The organism is Trichocoleus sp. DQ-U1, assembly GCF_039961925.1.
In the GTDB taxonomy this organism is placed as follows: domain Bacteria; phylum Cyanobacteriota; class Cyanobacteriia; order Cyanobacteriales; family FACHB-T130; genus FACHB-T130.
This window is the reverse complement of record NZ_JAMPKB010000017.1, coordinates 66,581-80,631: the sequence shown is the minus strand read 5'-3', so window position 1 is coordinate 80,631 and position 14,051 is coordinate 66,581. Positions and strand designations below refer to the sequence as shown.

11 protein-coding genes are annotated in these 14,051 nt (G+C 48.4%); 6 read left to right on the top strand and 5 right to left on the bottom strand.

Going from position 1 to position 14,051, the window contains the following annotated elements:
- Positions 1-12: 12 nt before the first annotated feature.
- Positions 13-1,560, top strand: coding sequence for an anthranilate synthase component I family protein (locus NDI34_RS09715; RefSeq protein ID WP_348232557.1), 1,548 nt, complete (start codon positions 13-15; stop codon positions 1,558-1,560).
- 76 nt (positions 1,561-1,636) lie between these two features.
- On the opposite strand, the gene NDI34_RS09710 is transcribed toward NDI34_RS09715, so the two are convergent.
- A complete protein-coding gene (locus NDI34_RS09710) occupies positions 1,637-2,935 on the bottom strand; it encodes a septal ring lytic transglycosylase RlpA family protein (protein ID WP_348232542.1) in 1,299 nt (432 codons plus the stop codon).
- Between the two features lie 159 nt (positions 2,936-3,094).
- Here NDI34_RS09710 and NDI34_RS09705 point away from each other — a divergent pair, with 159 nt between their 5' ends.
- Positions 3,095-3,982: a PhzF family phenazine biosynthesis protein gene (locus NDI34_RS09705; RefSeq protein ID WP_348232541.1), complete on the top strand. Its 888-nt coding sequence runs from the start codon at positions 3,095-3,097 to the stop codon at positions 3,980-3,982.
- Positions 3,983-4,216: 234 nt separating this feature from the next.
- Positions 4,217-4,576, top strand: coding sequence for a DUF952 domain-containing protein (locus NDI34_RS09700; RefSeq protein ID WP_348232540.1), 360 nt, complete (start codon positions 4,217-4,219; stop codon positions 4,574-4,576).
- 241 nt (positions 4,577-4,817) lie between these two features.
- On the opposite strand, the gene crtB is transcribed toward NDI34_RS09700, so the two are convergent.
- Together crtB and pds are read right to left on the bottom strand one after the other, a co-directional pair.
- On the bottom strand, positions 4,818-5,747 hold the full coding sequence (gene crtB, locus NDI34_RS09695; RefSeq protein WP_190410266.1) for a 15-cis-phytoene synthase CrtB: 930 nt from the start codon (positions 5,745-5,747) through the stop codon (positions 4,818-4,820).
- Positions 5,748-5,872: 125 nt separating this feature from the next.
- Positions 5,873-7,306, bottom strand: a complete 1,434-nt coding sequence (pds, locus tag NDI34_RS09690; protein WP_190410267.1) for a 15-cis-phytoene desaturase — start codon at positions 7,304-7,306, stop codon at positions 5,873-5,875.
- 197 nt (positions 7,307-7,503) lie between these two features.
- Here pds and NDI34_RS09685 point away from each other — a divergent pair, with 197 nt between their 5' ends.
- Positions 7,504-7,905: a hypothetical protein gene (locus NDI34_RS09685; protein WP_190535900.1), complete on the top strand. Its 402-nt coding sequence runs from the start codon at positions 7,504-7,506 to the stop codon at positions 7,903-7,905.
- 142 nt (positions 7,906-8,047) lie between these two features.
- Here the strand turns inward: NDI34_RS09685 and NDI34_RS09680 are convergent, their stop codons facing one another.
- Positions 8,048-9,472, bottom strand: coding sequence for a hypothetical protein (locus NDI34_RS09680; RefSeq protein ID WP_348232539.1), 1,425 nt, complete (start codon positions 9,470-9,472; stop codon positions 8,048-8,050).
- 105 nt (positions 9,473-9,577) lie between these two features.
- Here NDI34_RS09680 and dnaK point away from each other — a divergent pair, with 105 nt between their 5' ends.
- Both dnaK and NDI34_RS09670 read left to right on the top strand, forming a co-directional pair.
- Positions 9,578-11,725 (top strand): molecular chaperone DnaK, encoded by a 2,148-nt coding sequence (dnaK, locus tag NDI34_RS09675; RefSeq protein ID WP_190688441.1) that lies wholly within the window; start codon positions 9,578-9,580, stop codon positions 11,723-11,725.
- A gap of 149 nt (positions 11,726-11,874) precedes the next feature.
- Positions 11,875-12,873, top strand: a complete 999-nt coding sequence (locus NDI34_RS09670) for a J domain-containing protein (protein WP_190415078.1) — start codon at positions 11,875-11,877, stop codon at positions 12,871-12,873.
- Between the two features lie 91 nt (positions 12,874-12,964).
- Here NDI34_RS09670 and NDI34_RS09665 read toward each other — a convergent pair whose 3' ends face one another.
- Complete coding sequence (locus NDI34_RS09665) at positions 12,965-13,465, bottom strand: hypothetical protein (RefSeq protein WP_348232538.1); 501 nt, start codon at positions 13,463-13,465, stop codon at positions 12,965-12,967.
- Positions 13,466-14,051 lie beyond the last annotated feature (586 nt).

Here is a 14,051-nt window from a genome sequence, read left to right as displayed (position 1 = left end):
CGCAAGAAAATTATGATTTTTCCTGATTTTTCCCAATTTTCCGATCTGGCTAAACAGGGTAATTTTGTGCCGGTGTATCAGGAATGGGTGGCAGACCTAGATACACCCGTGTCTGCTTGGTACAAAGTCTGTGCTGGACAGCCTTATAGCTTTTTACTGGAATCCGTGGAAGGTGGGGAAAAAGTAGGTCGCTACAGTTTTGTCGGCTGCGATCCTTTGTGGGTGTTGGAGGCGAGAGGAAATAAAACGACGCAAACCCACCGTGACGGGAGAGCGATCGCGTTTGAAGGCGATCCGTTTCAGGCATTAGCTTACTGCCTAAAGCCGTTTCACCCGGTAACGTTGCCCCAATTGCCGCCCGGAATCGGCGGATTATTTGGCTTCTGGGGTTATGAACTGATTAACTGGATAGAGCCGCGCGTGCCGATTTATCCCGCCTCAGAGGACGATTTACCGGATGGATTGTGGATGCAGGTAGATAACCTGATTATTTTCGATCAGGTGAAGCGGAAGATTTGGGCGATCGCGTATGCGGATTTGCGCGACCCAGAGGTTGATTTGGCTCAGGCATATCAACAAGCGTGCGATCGCGTTACTCAATTGGTGAGCAAACTCCAGCTACCCTTGTCGGGAAAAGATACTTTGTTGCAATGGACGCCCCCTGAAAATCGGGAGAAGCAACTCACCTACACCAGTAACACCGGACGCGAACAATTCTGCGCCAATGTCGAAAAGGCAAAAGATTATATTCGCGCCGGAGATATATTCCAAGTCGTCCTGTCTCAACAACTCTGTGCCGAATATAGCGGCGATCCCTTTGCCTTATATCGCTCTTTGCGCCTAATTAATCCCTCGCCTTATATGGCTTATTTCAACTTCGGCGATTGGCAGATTATTGGCTCTAGCCCGGAAGTGATGGTGAAGGCGGTGCTGAGTTCTTACGGAGGCGATGCGGCGCTAACAGAGGAGGGGATGAGCGCGACCGTGCGCCCGATTGCCGGAACGCGCCCGCGAGGGAAGACGCCAAAAGAAGATGACGCCTTTGCTGAGGACTTACTTCAAGACCCAAAGGAAATTGCCGAACACGTGATGCTGGTTGACTTAGGCCGCAATGATTTGGGGCGCGTCTGCACCAGCGGCACGGTGAGAGTCGATGAATTGATGCTAATCGAGCGCTACTCTCATGTAATGCACATCGTCAGCAACGTGCTAGGAGAACTCGCGCCCGATAAAACCGCCTGGGATTTACTCAAAGCCTGCTTCCCCGCCGGCACCGTCAGCGGTGCCCCCAAGATTCGGGCGATGGAGATTATTCACGAACTCGAACCCTGCCGTCGTGGCCCTTATTCAGGAGCATATGGCTGGTATGACTTTGAGGGGCAATTAAATACAGCGATCGCGATTCGCACGATGGTTGTTCGTTCTCAAGCCAGTGGGAAACATCAGGTGTCAGTCCAAGCGGGGGCAGGTCTGGTTGCAGATTCTCAGCCCGAAACCGAGTATCAAGAAACCCTCAACAAAGCTAAGGGATTGCTAGAGGCTATCCGCTGTCTTGAATAGAGGCTAAACCGTTAATGGAGTGTAGAGACGCGATTAATCATCGCGTCTTTTTTTCAAGAACAGCCCTCGATCGAGGTTAGAGCGGTTTCATTACGACCGCTTCATAGGGAATCACGCCCACCTCTTCACTCTTAACGCAGCGAGCGGCTCCCCGCGACAAATCCAGCGTTCTCGGCGGAATGTAGGGGCCACGGTCAGTCACCCGCACGATGACAGCATCCCCATTTTTCAAGTTTGTTACTTTCAGAAAGGTATTAAAAGGCAGAGAAGGATGAGCCGCCGTAAGTGCATCCTGGTTATAGATTTCGCCGTTTGCCGTTTGGCGTCCGTGAAAATAACCGCCATACCAAGAGGCTAAACCCTCTAGTTTGGTATCTGTCTGGGTTAATCCGTGCATTTGGGCTTGAGCTTCCACCAAGGTTAAAGGCGTTTCTCCCAAGGCGAGGCGGAGATTATTTACCCATTCGATTGCCAAGAGTTGGCGATCGCGATTGAAGTCGGTAGCGATCGCGTCGTCAATTACAAACAACTGGTTGTTGCCTAGCTTACCCCCCGGCTTCCCATCCACCAGCGTTGGTTTCAGTTGCGAAGCGTCAACATCGGAGTTTTGCAGGAGTTGCGCGACGCGCTTGGCAAATCGCTCAGCTTGGGGTTTTTCGGGGATTTGAGCCACCAAATGTCCCTTCACCCAGACTTGAAACTGCTCCGGTTCTCCGCTAGATGTGGCAACGCTCTTGCTTTTGCGCCCAGCCAAGGACATCCACAGACCTTGCCGTTTTCCAATTTTTTCATTGATTAAGCGATCGCCCGATGTGCCTTGGTCGCGAATCTGAACGACTGCAACCGGAGAAGGCTTTGTATCGCGAGATTCAGCCCAAGCAGGCAATTTCAATAAATTCTGCATCACCTGCATGATTCTGTCTGGAAAACTCGGCTTTGACGCTCGACTGACAGGAACTTCAACCCATGAAGCCGACTGAGATAGGATAGTTGGTGCTACTGGCGCTTCCTTTGTGGGTGCCGAGCCGGGGCGGCAAAGCACATTATCCACCGTCTCTAGCTTCCGCCTAGATTGTTCGGGCGTTTTGGCTTTGTTTGATGAAGATTGGCTCTGATTTCCTCCTAGTTGGAAATCCCAGGAAGGCAAGAACGCACTGAATTTTTGAGAATGTAAACCGCTTAAATACGAGTAGGGTTTCCCCGTTCCTACAGCCTGAACAAACAGAGGTTTATCGCTATCCAGGGGATTATTGACAGATGAAAAAACCTTGGCTGGAAGTGTTATCGAGAGGTAATCAGGTATACTCGACAACGCCTGGTTAGAGAAAAAACAGCTGACCCAAGAAGTTACCCAAACAAGTCCGAAAAATGGCATTGGCAAAAAAATCTTTAGTTACAATGCACTCTGGATTTGCAAACGTTCTCTAGTATACCAACCTCCTTATTTGGTATATCTGCCCTCTGGCTGAGTTGTGCATTTAGACGCGATCCCAGCCTCTTGCTAATAAACCATATAGCAGCGATTTTGACAAGTATGAAGCGACTTCACTTTTACATGGTTGATGTATTTGCCGTAGAAAAATACACGGGTAATCAACTAGCAGTTTTTACGGATGCCGGTGAGCTTTCTGATGTTCAAATGCAAAGAATTGCTAAAGAGACAAACTACTCGGAAACCACTTTTATAACCTCTCCAGAGGTTCGAGATGGAGGTTATGATGTGCGGATTTTTACGCCTAAGCAAGAGTTACCGTTTGCAGGGCATCCTACCTTAGGGACTGCTTATATTCTGCAACAAGAAATTATTAATCAGCCGGTTGAAAACTTAATTTTAAATTTAAAAGTCGGACAAATTCCTGTATCGCTGCATTACGGAGAGCAAGCAGTAGAATGGTTGTGGATGCAGCAAAAACCACCTACTTTTACCCAAACCTTCGAGGGAGAGGCACTCGCCCAAGTTTTGAATTTAGAACCCAGCGAGATAGATCCCCGATTCCCAATTCAAGAAGTTTCTACGGGAGTTCCCTTTATTATCGTTCCCTTGAAAACGCACCAATCCTTAAAGCGAATCAAGGTAAATAAGGATAAATATTTTGATTTAGTTAGTCATACTCAAGGCAAATGTATATTGGTTTTCTGCCCTGAAACTTATCATCCAGAGAATAACTTGAGCGTGCGCGTGTTTGCCGAGTATGCAGGAATTCCCGAAGATCCTGCTACAGGAAGTGCGAATGGTTGTTTAGCTGGTTATTTGGTTCAGCATTCCTATTTTGGAGCAGAGACAGTTGATGTCAGAGTTGAGCAAGGGTATGAAATTGGCAGACCTTCTTTGTTGTTATTAAAAGCTCACAAAAAGTCTGATTTCATTGAAGTATCGGTGGGTGGTAAAGTAATTTTAGTTGCCAAAGGAGAATTCGTCTAACGGGTAAGATTTGCTTCGACTCAATCCGGTTTGGTTTAGCATAATTATAGATTGGCTTCGGGTTAGACAAACCCATCAAATGCCTTAAGATGCGTGGTTACAGGCTTCAAGGCGATCTACACAGGGAAGGTTTTTAGTCTTAAGCCGACCGGATTTTGCCTCTATTTGTGCAAGTAAAGAAGAGCCTATCTCTTACCAATTGGATTAGAAAATCAACAATTTTTGAGAAATTTTATGAGTATTATTTTGCACATCACGAAGCGCGAACAGTGGGAAGAAGCAAAATCAACTAACAAATATTGTGGCGATACGCTGGAATCGGAGGGTTTTATCCACTGCTCAACGCCAGAGCAAGTTATTAATGTAGCGAATAGCTTTTTTCATTCCCAAAGTGGCTTAGTCCTCCTGTGCCTTGATTCAGAGGCAGTTGAGGCAGAAATCCGATACGAGGGATTAGACGAAGGAGAACGATTTCCTCATATCTATGGGCCTTTAAATATCAATGCTGTGGTGCAAGTGCTGGATTTCTCTCCGGGGGATGATGGCTGCTTTGAATTGCCGCCAGAGATTGCTGGTAGTGCTAATAAGGCTTGAAGAACGAGAGCGATCGCATCCTCATCTAGCCGCATCCGTTGTCCATTAGAGGCAACCTGAGCCGCATTCCTGGTTGATTTGGGGCTATCTATGGATTGAATAGGAGCAAGTCCGCTTATCGATTGCTCAATAAACGGACTTGAAATCGGGAATGGCTAATCCCAAAAAACATAAAGTTTACAGACGTGAGTTGATTTTCCTCTGGTTGTCGCCAGCGCCACAAGCCGCCAGCGCCACAGAGTTATAGCACCTGCGCCCTCAACCAAGCCGCTGGCAAACTCAGCAGCTTCCGGGAAGTCGGGACGTAAGCTCTGGTGCTAAATACATCGTATTGATTGCGTTCAATCCGATCGAGAATTTGGCTATAGAGCATTAAAGCCGCCGCAACGGGCCAACGAGCATCGGGGCTAAGGGCACCAATTCCCTGTTCGGCTTCAACGTAGAATTTGCGCGCCCGTTGAATTTGGAAACGCATCAATTCGCGCCATCGCTCATCGACTACCCCATTCATCAGATCCTGTTCGGTGTAGTTAAATAACGCTAATTCTTCGAGGGGCAGGTAAATGCGACCCCGACGGGCGTCTTCTCCGACATCTCGCAGGATGTTAGTGAGTTGGTTAGCAATGCCAAGTGCGATCGCTTCCGAGGTCGGAATATAAATCTCTTGATTGCGTTTCCAGGGTGCTGTATACGGTTCCGTATCGACACCCATCACCGCAGTAGACATCAACCCCACCGTACCGGCAACCCGATAGCAGTAAAGATTAAGTTCCTCAAAGGTCTTGTATCGGCTGCGGTAGAGATCCATTCGCTGACCCGCAATCATATCCCGAAATGGTTCAATATCCATCGGGAAGCGTTTCAGCGTATCTACCAAAGCCACATCCGGGTCGTCTAGGGGTTCGCCGGCAAAAACAGATTCTAGCTGTTTTTCCCATCGATCCAAAGTTTCAGGAGTCGTAATCGCAGCTGAGGCACCGTCTACCAGTTCATCGGTGCGACGACACCAAGCATAAATTGCCCAGATGGCACGGCGCTTGGCTGCTGGCATCAGCAGCGTACCCAGATAAAACGTCTTTGCGTACTTAGCCGTAATCTGGCGACAGAGTTGGTAAGCGTCCTCTATTGAAGCCAGCGTTCTCATGCGCGGGAAATTAGACAGTTGCAGCATTCAGTACAGGCACCAGAGATTGTCAGTTTTCCGTTGTCAATTGTCAATTGTCCTGAGTCTGTTGTTCTTTGGTAGCAGGTAATAGATAGTCAGATATTCGGGAGTAGACTCTTTCCCCCTAACCATTACCCACTAACGACTAACGCCTGATCGGTGACCGTTGACGATTGATCGGTGACTACTGACGACTGACTGCTCACAATTGCCTGCGCTGTCAGCTTACCAGAAAGTACGGCACCTTCCATACTCGCTAGGTAACGCTGCATGGTGTAATCACCCGTTAAATAGAAATTCGCAATCGGTGTTTCTTGGGAAGGTCGATATTGCTGACGCCCTGGAGTTGCCTTGTAGACTGAACGAGGGGTTTTGACGACATGATATTTCAGCAACTTGGCTGGGTTCTCACCCCCAAAATGATCGGGAAAAAGTTTTTCCAATTCTGCGACGGTAGCGTCTACAATTTCCCCATCCGATTTGCTAATCCAATCTTTTGCTGGTGCCAGCACCAATTCCAACATTGAGCGGTCGGGGTTCGCATATTCGCGACAGGTGTTGCTCATGTCCGCGTAGACACTAAGCAAGGGCGATCGCGAAAACAGCAGATGGTCAATTTGAGTTAATTTTCGGTCAAACCACAGATGCACGTTGATGACCGGGACACCCTCTAAGCCGTCTAGCTTTTGGAAATACTCCATCTGACGCCAAGATTGGGGCAACATCACCTTCAGGGGATCAACCGGCATCGCAGATACATAAGCATCCGCCGTAATAATTTCATCCGCAGCACCATTTAACCCACGAATCAAGAATCCCCGCACCGTGCCATCGGCATTGAGCAAAAATTCCTTGATCGGCATATTCAACCGCACTTCCCCACCGCGCTCGGTGATGTAATCTACCATTGGCTGACACAACCGCTCGGTCGGGGAACCATCCAAAAATGCCATTTTTGAGCCATTTTTTTCCTGAAGGAAGCGATTGAGAGCGGTCAGCAATATCGTGGCAGAAATTTCATCTGGGTTAATGAAGTTCAGTGCTTTGGACATGGCAATGAAAACTTCTTTTTCTACCCGTGGGGGGATGTTTTGCTTTTTCATCCATTCCGACCACGAGTATTTATCCATCTCCTCAACGTATTTTTGCCCCTGAACCATCGCCGGAATTAAACCAATCCCGAAGCGAATTTTTTCAGGCCAAGTCAACATATCGTTGTTGCCCAAAATCGCTGTGACGCCATTAAATGGTGCCGGAATGTCCGGAAAGTCAAAGCGAGAATAAGTACCGGGGGCATCGGGCTGGTTGAAGATCATTGTGTGTTCTTTCCACTGCAATCGATCTTCAATACCGAGTTCCTTAAATAGCTGCAACATATTGGGATAAGCCCCAAAAAAGATGTGCAGTCCGGTTTCGTACCAGTCGCCGTCTTCGTCTTTCCATGCTGCCACCTTACCGCCTAGAACGTCCTGACGTTCTAGAACGATGGGAGTGTGACCGGCATCTGTCAAATATTTGGCGCAGGAAAGCCCTGCTAAACCCGCCCCAGCGATCGCAACTCGCATCTGATGGTCTACCCTTATAGCTGCTTGCGTGTTTGGTCGCTCTCATTATACGTTGCATTTCGTTACAGAAGATAGCGCTACCCCACTGCAAATCTCTGTAAAGTTGTCACCCTCTCCCGATCGATGAATATTAGCTGCGATCGGAGCGGGGCAATAATGAGAAATTATCGTCCGAGCTGAACCCGCAGGAAAGACCGATGAGTCAAGACAATCCCGATGCACCTCAACCACTCAGCGAACGAGATAGGGCACTGGCAAAGGAGCTTGCAGCAGTACGCGCTCAAAGACAACGTCTGTATGAAAAGCTAAATGGTTCCCTAAAAGCATTGTTTAGCCATTGTGAGTGGAGAATCACTCATCACGACACTGGAATGACAGAATTAGTTGTCATCTGCCCTAGCTTGGTCATTTATCAACGGCTATTAAAAAAAGTAATTTCCATTCAAACTCGGCTTGAAGATGCTATTGAAATTAAACAGACTAGATTTATTCTCTGTTATCCTCCAAATCCTCAAGCTTTTTATGAGCATGAAGTGACAATACAACAAGATTTCAATCCTGATCCTTATTTAGATTTAGATGAGAACGAGGAGTTTTAGGAGATCAGGAGAGAAAACTTAAACCGCAAGGGTGCAATCGTACCAAATCGTAGCAATGACAATAAGGAAAAAATAGATGCTAATTGTCCGCATTGCGAGCTTTGTTTAGCTCTAGCATTCAATGATGCGGACAATATTTTATCTAGCGAGGCCAGGGAATTCTAGTATCGGCAGCAATTTGGCGACCGATGACAGCCGCACCATAGCGATTTAAATGGCTGGGATCGGCAAAATAGCCATTTTGGTTTGTCCACTGTCTGGATAAGTCGAGAAAGATGAATCCTTTAGCACTAGATTGGCGAACCATATAAGGTCTAAATTGTTGCTCAGCTCTAAGACGAGTTCGGTCTAAATAATCTCTACTTAAAGGCAGGTTGATGAAGAATACTGGAATCCGACGCTGCTTGGCAAATACCATTAAATTATTCAACGCCGCCTCCTGCTTACCTCCGAGTTGGAAGGCACTGTAATCACTGTCATAAGCGCCTGCAACTCGCGGCTTTTGTCGATAGTAAATAGCAGGATTAAAGCGAATATTTACGGGAAGAAATCCATTGGCGTCGATTGCCGCTGCCGAGTAGTCGGGAGTCAATCCTCCTAGAGTATTTTGAGCCAGTATTGTCTCGCTGGACGGCTGAGAATTCAAAAGGGTGATATTAAACTGGCTTTCGTTCTGGGGAATTTCGTCTAGGTTGGTATCAGCAACTGAGTTGAGGTTTGGAGGTGGGGTCGCTGTTAAGAGTGTATCCGGGCGGTTAGAGGGTGTAATACCACTTAAGGGGCGATTGCCCGTTAATAAGCGCTTGTAGCCTGGAGAAGCCAAAATCAAGTTATAAGTCCGATCTACACGCCCACTGTTAAAGGCTCTCACTCCATCCGCCCACACAATGAGTTTCGGCAACTGCTCTTCGGTTAAAATTTTCCGCAACAACAAATCAATCACTTGGACAGTCGCACCATTCACCCCGAAGTTAAAGATTTTCAATCCCCCAAAACCTTTACCCGCTAAAGCTTGCTGCATCTGTTTGGGATCGACTCCCTGCAAAGAGCGGGAACTGCCTACAATTAAAATATCGGGTGGGCCAAGGGCAGCGATGTAGGACAGATAAAGAACTAGCTGATTATCAAGCAATTGGTTGTTAAAGGTGGGGTATTTTAACTGAAAGCTGGTTGCAGCGGCTCTTTGTTGGGCTACCTGCAAAAAAGCCATATACTCGATAATTTTCTTCTGGGCATAGACTCGTTGGGGACTGTCGGGTGGTATGGCTTGCAGGGATGCGATCGCGCTTAGCCATGTTTGGGCAACTTCATCCCAGTCCGCCGCCGATCTAGCCGTTTGAGCCAGGGTAGCAGCCCTGTTAGCGTAGTTAATTGCCTCCGACAAGGAATCGCTCTTAGTCGCTGCTGTTGTGGCAGCTAAGGGCTGAACCAGCAGGTTCCTATGGGTAATTTGGGGTACTAGCGTTGTCGAACAGCCAATCGCCAGCAAACATCCTGCCACGACGGCAGTAAAGCGGGACAAGAAGCGATGATTCGCAGCAAAAATAATAAAGAGTCGATATATCATTGAGTTTCTCTCTTGCCTGATACTGCTCATTCCTGACAGCAAGATAGAATAAATCCAGCAAATTGTTCTCAGTATATTAAGTTAGGTAAGGAGAACACGAATCGCATGGGCAAGGTAGTCGGCATTGACCTCGGAACAACCAACTCAGTCGTAGCTGTCATGGAAGGCGGCAAGCCCGTTGTCATTGCCAATGCGGAAGGCATGAGGACTACTCCCTCCGTGGTAGGCTTCAGCAAAGACGGGGAACGCCTAGTTGGACAAATGGCACGGCGGCAAGCCGTTCTAAACCCGCAGAATACGTTTTATGCGGTAAAACGGTACATCGGACGCAAGTATGCCGAACTTAGCCCCACCTCGAAGCAAGTTCCCTACACGATTCGGCGGGATGACGAGGGCAATATTAAAGTTAAATGCCCCAGACTGAAGCGGGAATTTGCTCCAGAAGAAATCTCGGCAATGGTGCTGCAAAAGTTGGCAGATGAGGCGAGTCGTTATCTGGGACAGCCGGTGACGGGCGCAGTGATTACCGTTCCAGCTTATTTCAACGATTCCCAACGGCAAGCGACGCGAGATGCTGGGCGAATTGCCGGGTTGGATGTATTGCGGATTCTTAACGAGCCAACGGCTGCATCTTTGGCTTATGGTTTGGATCGCCAGGATACTCAGACGATTCTAGTGTTTGACTTGGGCGGCGGTACATTTGACGTTTCCATCCTGGAAGTAGGGGATGGAGTGTTTGAGGTAAAAGCCACCAGTGGCGACACCCAATTGGGCGGTAACGATTTTGACCGAAAAATTGTAGATTGGCTGGCAGAGCAGTTTCTGGAAAAAGAAGGGGTAGATCTCAGACGCGATCGCCAAGCCTTACAACGCCTCACGGAAGCCGCCGAAAAAGCCAAAATTGAGCTGTCTGGCGTTACAGTCACGGATATTAACTTACCTTTTCTCACTGCCACGGAAGAAGGTCCCGTACACTTAGAAACCAGGTTGACGAGGGCGCAATTTGAAGGATTGTGTGGGGATTTGGTGAGCCGATTGAAGGCACCCGTCAAACGCGCTTTAGTGGATTCTGGTCTGAACCCCTCCAAGATTGATGAAGTGGTGTTAGTGGGCGGTTCTACTCGCATTCCCTTGGTGAAACAGCTGGTTCGTAGCTTAATTGACAAGGAACCAAACGAGAACGTTAACCCAGATGAAGTCGTGGCAGTGGGTGCCGCAATTCAAGCGGGAATCCTCGCCGGTGAAGTCAAAGACGTGCTGTTGCTGGATGTCACGCCTTTGTCCCTAGGATTGGAAACGATAGGTGGCGTGATGAAGAAACTCATCCCCCGAAACACGACGATACCCGTGCGGCGTTCGGATATCTTCTCGACCGCTGAAAATAACCAAACCTTGGTGGAAGTTCACGTCCTTCAAGGGGAACGGGAAATGGCGGCTGATAACAAGTCGCTAGGGCGGTTTAAGCTCACTGGCATTCCCCCAGCACCGCGAGGAGTGCCCCAAGTTCAGGTATCTTTTGATATTGATGCCAACGGCATTTTACAGGTGACGGCGTTAGACCGGACGACAGGGCGAGAGCAGAGCATCACCGTTCAAGGGGCTTCCACTTTAAGCGAATCGGAAGTTAACCGGATGATTCAGGAAGCCGAGCAATATGCCTCAACAGATCGGGAACGGCGCGAACGGGTGGAGAAGCGCAACCGCGCCGAAGCACTGGCTTTCAGTGCGGAACGGCAACTGAAAGAAGTGGCGCTGACCTATGGAATGCAGTTTGCTGCCGGTCAGCGGCGTCGCATTGAGAACATGGTGCAGGAACTGCGCCAGAGCATTGCCCGCGATGACGATCGGTCTGTGGATCGGGCACAAAGCGATCTCCAGGATGCTCTCTACGAGCTGAACCGAGAGGTGCGGATGGAATCAATGGAGGACGAGGACGACTTTTTCGGATCGATCCGTCGCACGTTTTCCGGCGAAGGCGATTCCTTGTTTGGCAACTCGACACAAGACCGCTATGAGAGTAGCCGCTATCAAGATCGTTATGAAAGTAACCGCTATCAAGATCGCTCGGAGGGTAGCCGCTATCAGGATCGCTCCGAGGGTAGCCGTTCGCGCGATCGCTATGACGATGACCGTCGCAATAGCGGCTCTACAGGCGGTCAGCGGTATAGTCGGGATAGTGACGCGGCTCCCCGCCGGACTTCGAGAATTGTTCAACCTGAGGATGATTGGGATGATGATGATGATTGGCTGTAAATTAGCTATAGCTGTTAGCGATTAGCTGTTAGCTATTGAAGCGGTCTGGCACAAATAGTAGAGGATTAGTCTGCTAAAACTGTGAATATCCAACGCTCAATCAGCTAATCGGTAACAGCTAATCGGTAACAGCTAATCGTTAATTAACTATGCAAAATTTTCGGGACTACTACCAGATGCTGGGCGTTGCTCGTGATGCCTCCGGCGACGAAATTAAGAAAGTTTATCGGCGGCTAGCTCGGCAGTATCACCCCGATCTAAATCCTGGCGACAAAACAGCAGAAGAAAAGTTCAAGGATATCGGTGAGGCTTACGAAGTTCTCTCCGATCCCGGTAAGCGATCGCAATACGATCAGTTCAGCCGTTTCTGGAACCGGAGCGGTTTCAAGGGCGCTAAAGGGACGAAGGGGACTAAAGCCTGGGGGACTCGCTCCAACGGTCGCAACGGCACACAAGAATTAAAATATGACGATTACCCGGACTTTAACAGCTTTGTCGATACTCTGCTAGGACGTCGGGAAACCCGTGTAGCTACTCAGGCACCCAGTTCCAACAACCGAGTTGCCTCAGCCGATACCTTCCGTCCTGGTAACACGAAAACATCCTACACCGTGAATTCGCGCCCTAGTCGGCGCGATGTTGAAGCCAGACTGACGATGCCCCTCGAAAAAGCTTATCAGGGAGGACGAGAGCGGATTCGGCTGGAAGATGGGCGATCGCTGGAAGTGGATATGCCACCCGGAATGGTCAACGAGCAGCGCATCCGGCTAAAGGGTCAGGGCATTGAAGGTGGCGACTTGTACCTCAAAATTACCGTATCGCCCCACGCCTTCTTTCAAGTAGAAGGCTCGGATATTTTCTGCCAATTGCCAGTCACTCCCAGCGAGGCAGTCTTGGGGGGAGCCGTGGAAGTTCCTACCTTGGATGGTTTGGTGAAAATGACGCTTCCTAGCGGTGTCGGGCACGGGAAGCGCCTGCGCCTTGCCGGAAAAGGCTACCCGACAGGTAGAGGCGATCGCGGCGATCAGTTAGTTGAAATTCAGGTTGTGGTTCCCAAAACGGTCACTTCCCAAGAACGGGAACTCTACGAAAAGCTGCGGCAAATCGAAACCTTTAAACCCCGTCTCGATTTGCCAGTTCAACGCTAAAAAATTAGCCCGCGCAGGCAGGGCTAATTTTTTGTCTAGCCGCAGACTTTAGTCTGACGGATGAGATGGGCTTTAATTGAAATACTGGCGTTTAAGCGCGATCGCGATAGCACAAACCCAACAGCGTACCGCTAGCAATCAACTTCAACGCTTCTAATGTCCAGTAGCCCCCGTGCATTTGATTCATCCCGGCAGGAATCTCAGCAACGGGTTCAAAAAGATTGAGCTGTAGCCCCAGCGCGCTCATTTGTGGGGTTAAAAAATATGTATCAATAATGGCAATTGTCAGCAAGAACAGGGATAAGAAAATTACTTTGCGCCCTCCCAGCTTAGAAGCAGCCTGAGTGCGGTGAAGAACCAACAGCCCCGTTAACACTAAGGCTGCACATAATAATTCAATCCGATTAAAAATCCAGAAAATTGAATAACCTGCTGTTGCAAATCCAGGTTGAGCCATCATCCCGGTTGCAAACAAACTGGGCATAATTACCCAGTCCAAAAGCAAGCTTCCGCTAAGCCAGAAAGCCAACGTAAAGGTGACGGTTGTTTGCCATGCTGGTTGCTTTAATCCAGCGCTAGAAAAAGCGGTCATATAATTTCCTCAACTTTCTGTCTTCTTTCAGCTTATCGAATTGTTTTTAGAAACGATATGAAGTATCTTTTCGATTTTTGGCAGTTTTGCTGTTAGGAATTTACATTTAGTTAAATTCTCCAAATCATTAAGAATTTCAGTAAATTCCTAAGCTAGTTAATTGAGTCAGGAGGGCACCATCGGCTTGGTAAAGCGCGATCGCTTCCAAAGAAAACAGGTGCGAGTCGCTGCATCGCCGCCTACCAAGAAGGCGATCGCGCTCTAGACCCGTTTAAGATGTGTAAAACCCTGAAACGGAGATTTCCATCTAGACGTTTTTTGAGTCGAAATTAGGTCGCAGCCGAGTTTGATGACGCGGCTCTAAAAGTTTTTTGGACTCTATCTCGCAAAAAGGCTTAACATTTGCCTCATTCTGCCGATATTGTTCAACTTGTGCTTACGAATAAAATCAAGAGAAAACATCTGTCTAAAGAATGAACTTTATTAGGCAAATATACCTTTAAGACAAGGATGGAATCAGATTTACAAAATCTTTTCTCGATGCCCTTGCCCAAGTAAAATCCTCATCAAGAGAACACTATAGGCT

Bases quoted from the DNA above. Each gene is read 5' to 3' on its own strand.
- NDI34_RS09705 (WP_348232541.1), top strand. From the start codon at position 3,095: ATGAAGCGACTTCACTTTTACATGGTTGATGTATTTGCCGTAGAAAAA.
- NDI34_RS09700 (WP_348232540.1), top strand. From the start codon at position 4,217: ATGAGTATTATTTTGCACATCACGAAGCGCGAACAGTGGGAAGAAGCA.
- NDI34_RS09685 (WP_190535900.1), top strand. From the start codon at position 7,504: ATGAGTCAAGACAATCCCGATGCACCTCAACCACTCAGCGAACGAGAT.
- pds (WP_190410267.1), bottom strand. From the start codon at position 7,306: ATGCGAGTTGCGATCGCTGGGGCGGGTTTAGCAGGGCTTTCCTGCGCC.
- NDI34_RS09670 (WP_190415078.1), top strand. From the start codon at position 11,875: ATGCAAAATTTTCGGGACTACTACCAGATGCTGGGCGTTGCTCGTGAT.
- crtB (WP_190410266.1), bottom strand. From the start codon at position 5,747: ATGCTGCAACTGTCTAATTTCCCGCGCATGAGAACGCTGGCTTCAATA.
- NDI34_RS09715 (WP_348232557.1), top strand. From the start codon at position 13: ATGATTTTTCCTGATTTTTCCCAATTTTCCGATCTGGCTAAACAGGGT.
- NDI34_RS09665 (WP_348232538.1), bottom strand. From the start codon at position 13,465: ATGACCGCTTTTTCTAGCGCTGGATTAAAGCAACCAGCATGGCAAACA.
- dnaK (WP_190688441.1), top strand. From the start codon at position 9,578: ATGGGCAAGGTAGTCGGCATTGACCTCGGAACAACCAACTCAGTCGTA.
- NDI34_RS09710 (WP_348232542.1), bottom strand. From the start codon at position 2,935: ATGCCATTTTTCGGACTTGTTTGGGTAACTTCTTGGGTCAGCTGTTTT.
- NDI34_RS09680 (WP_348232539.1), bottom strand. From the start codon at position 9,472: ATGATATATCGACTCTTTATTATTTTTGCTGCGAATCATCGCTTCTTG.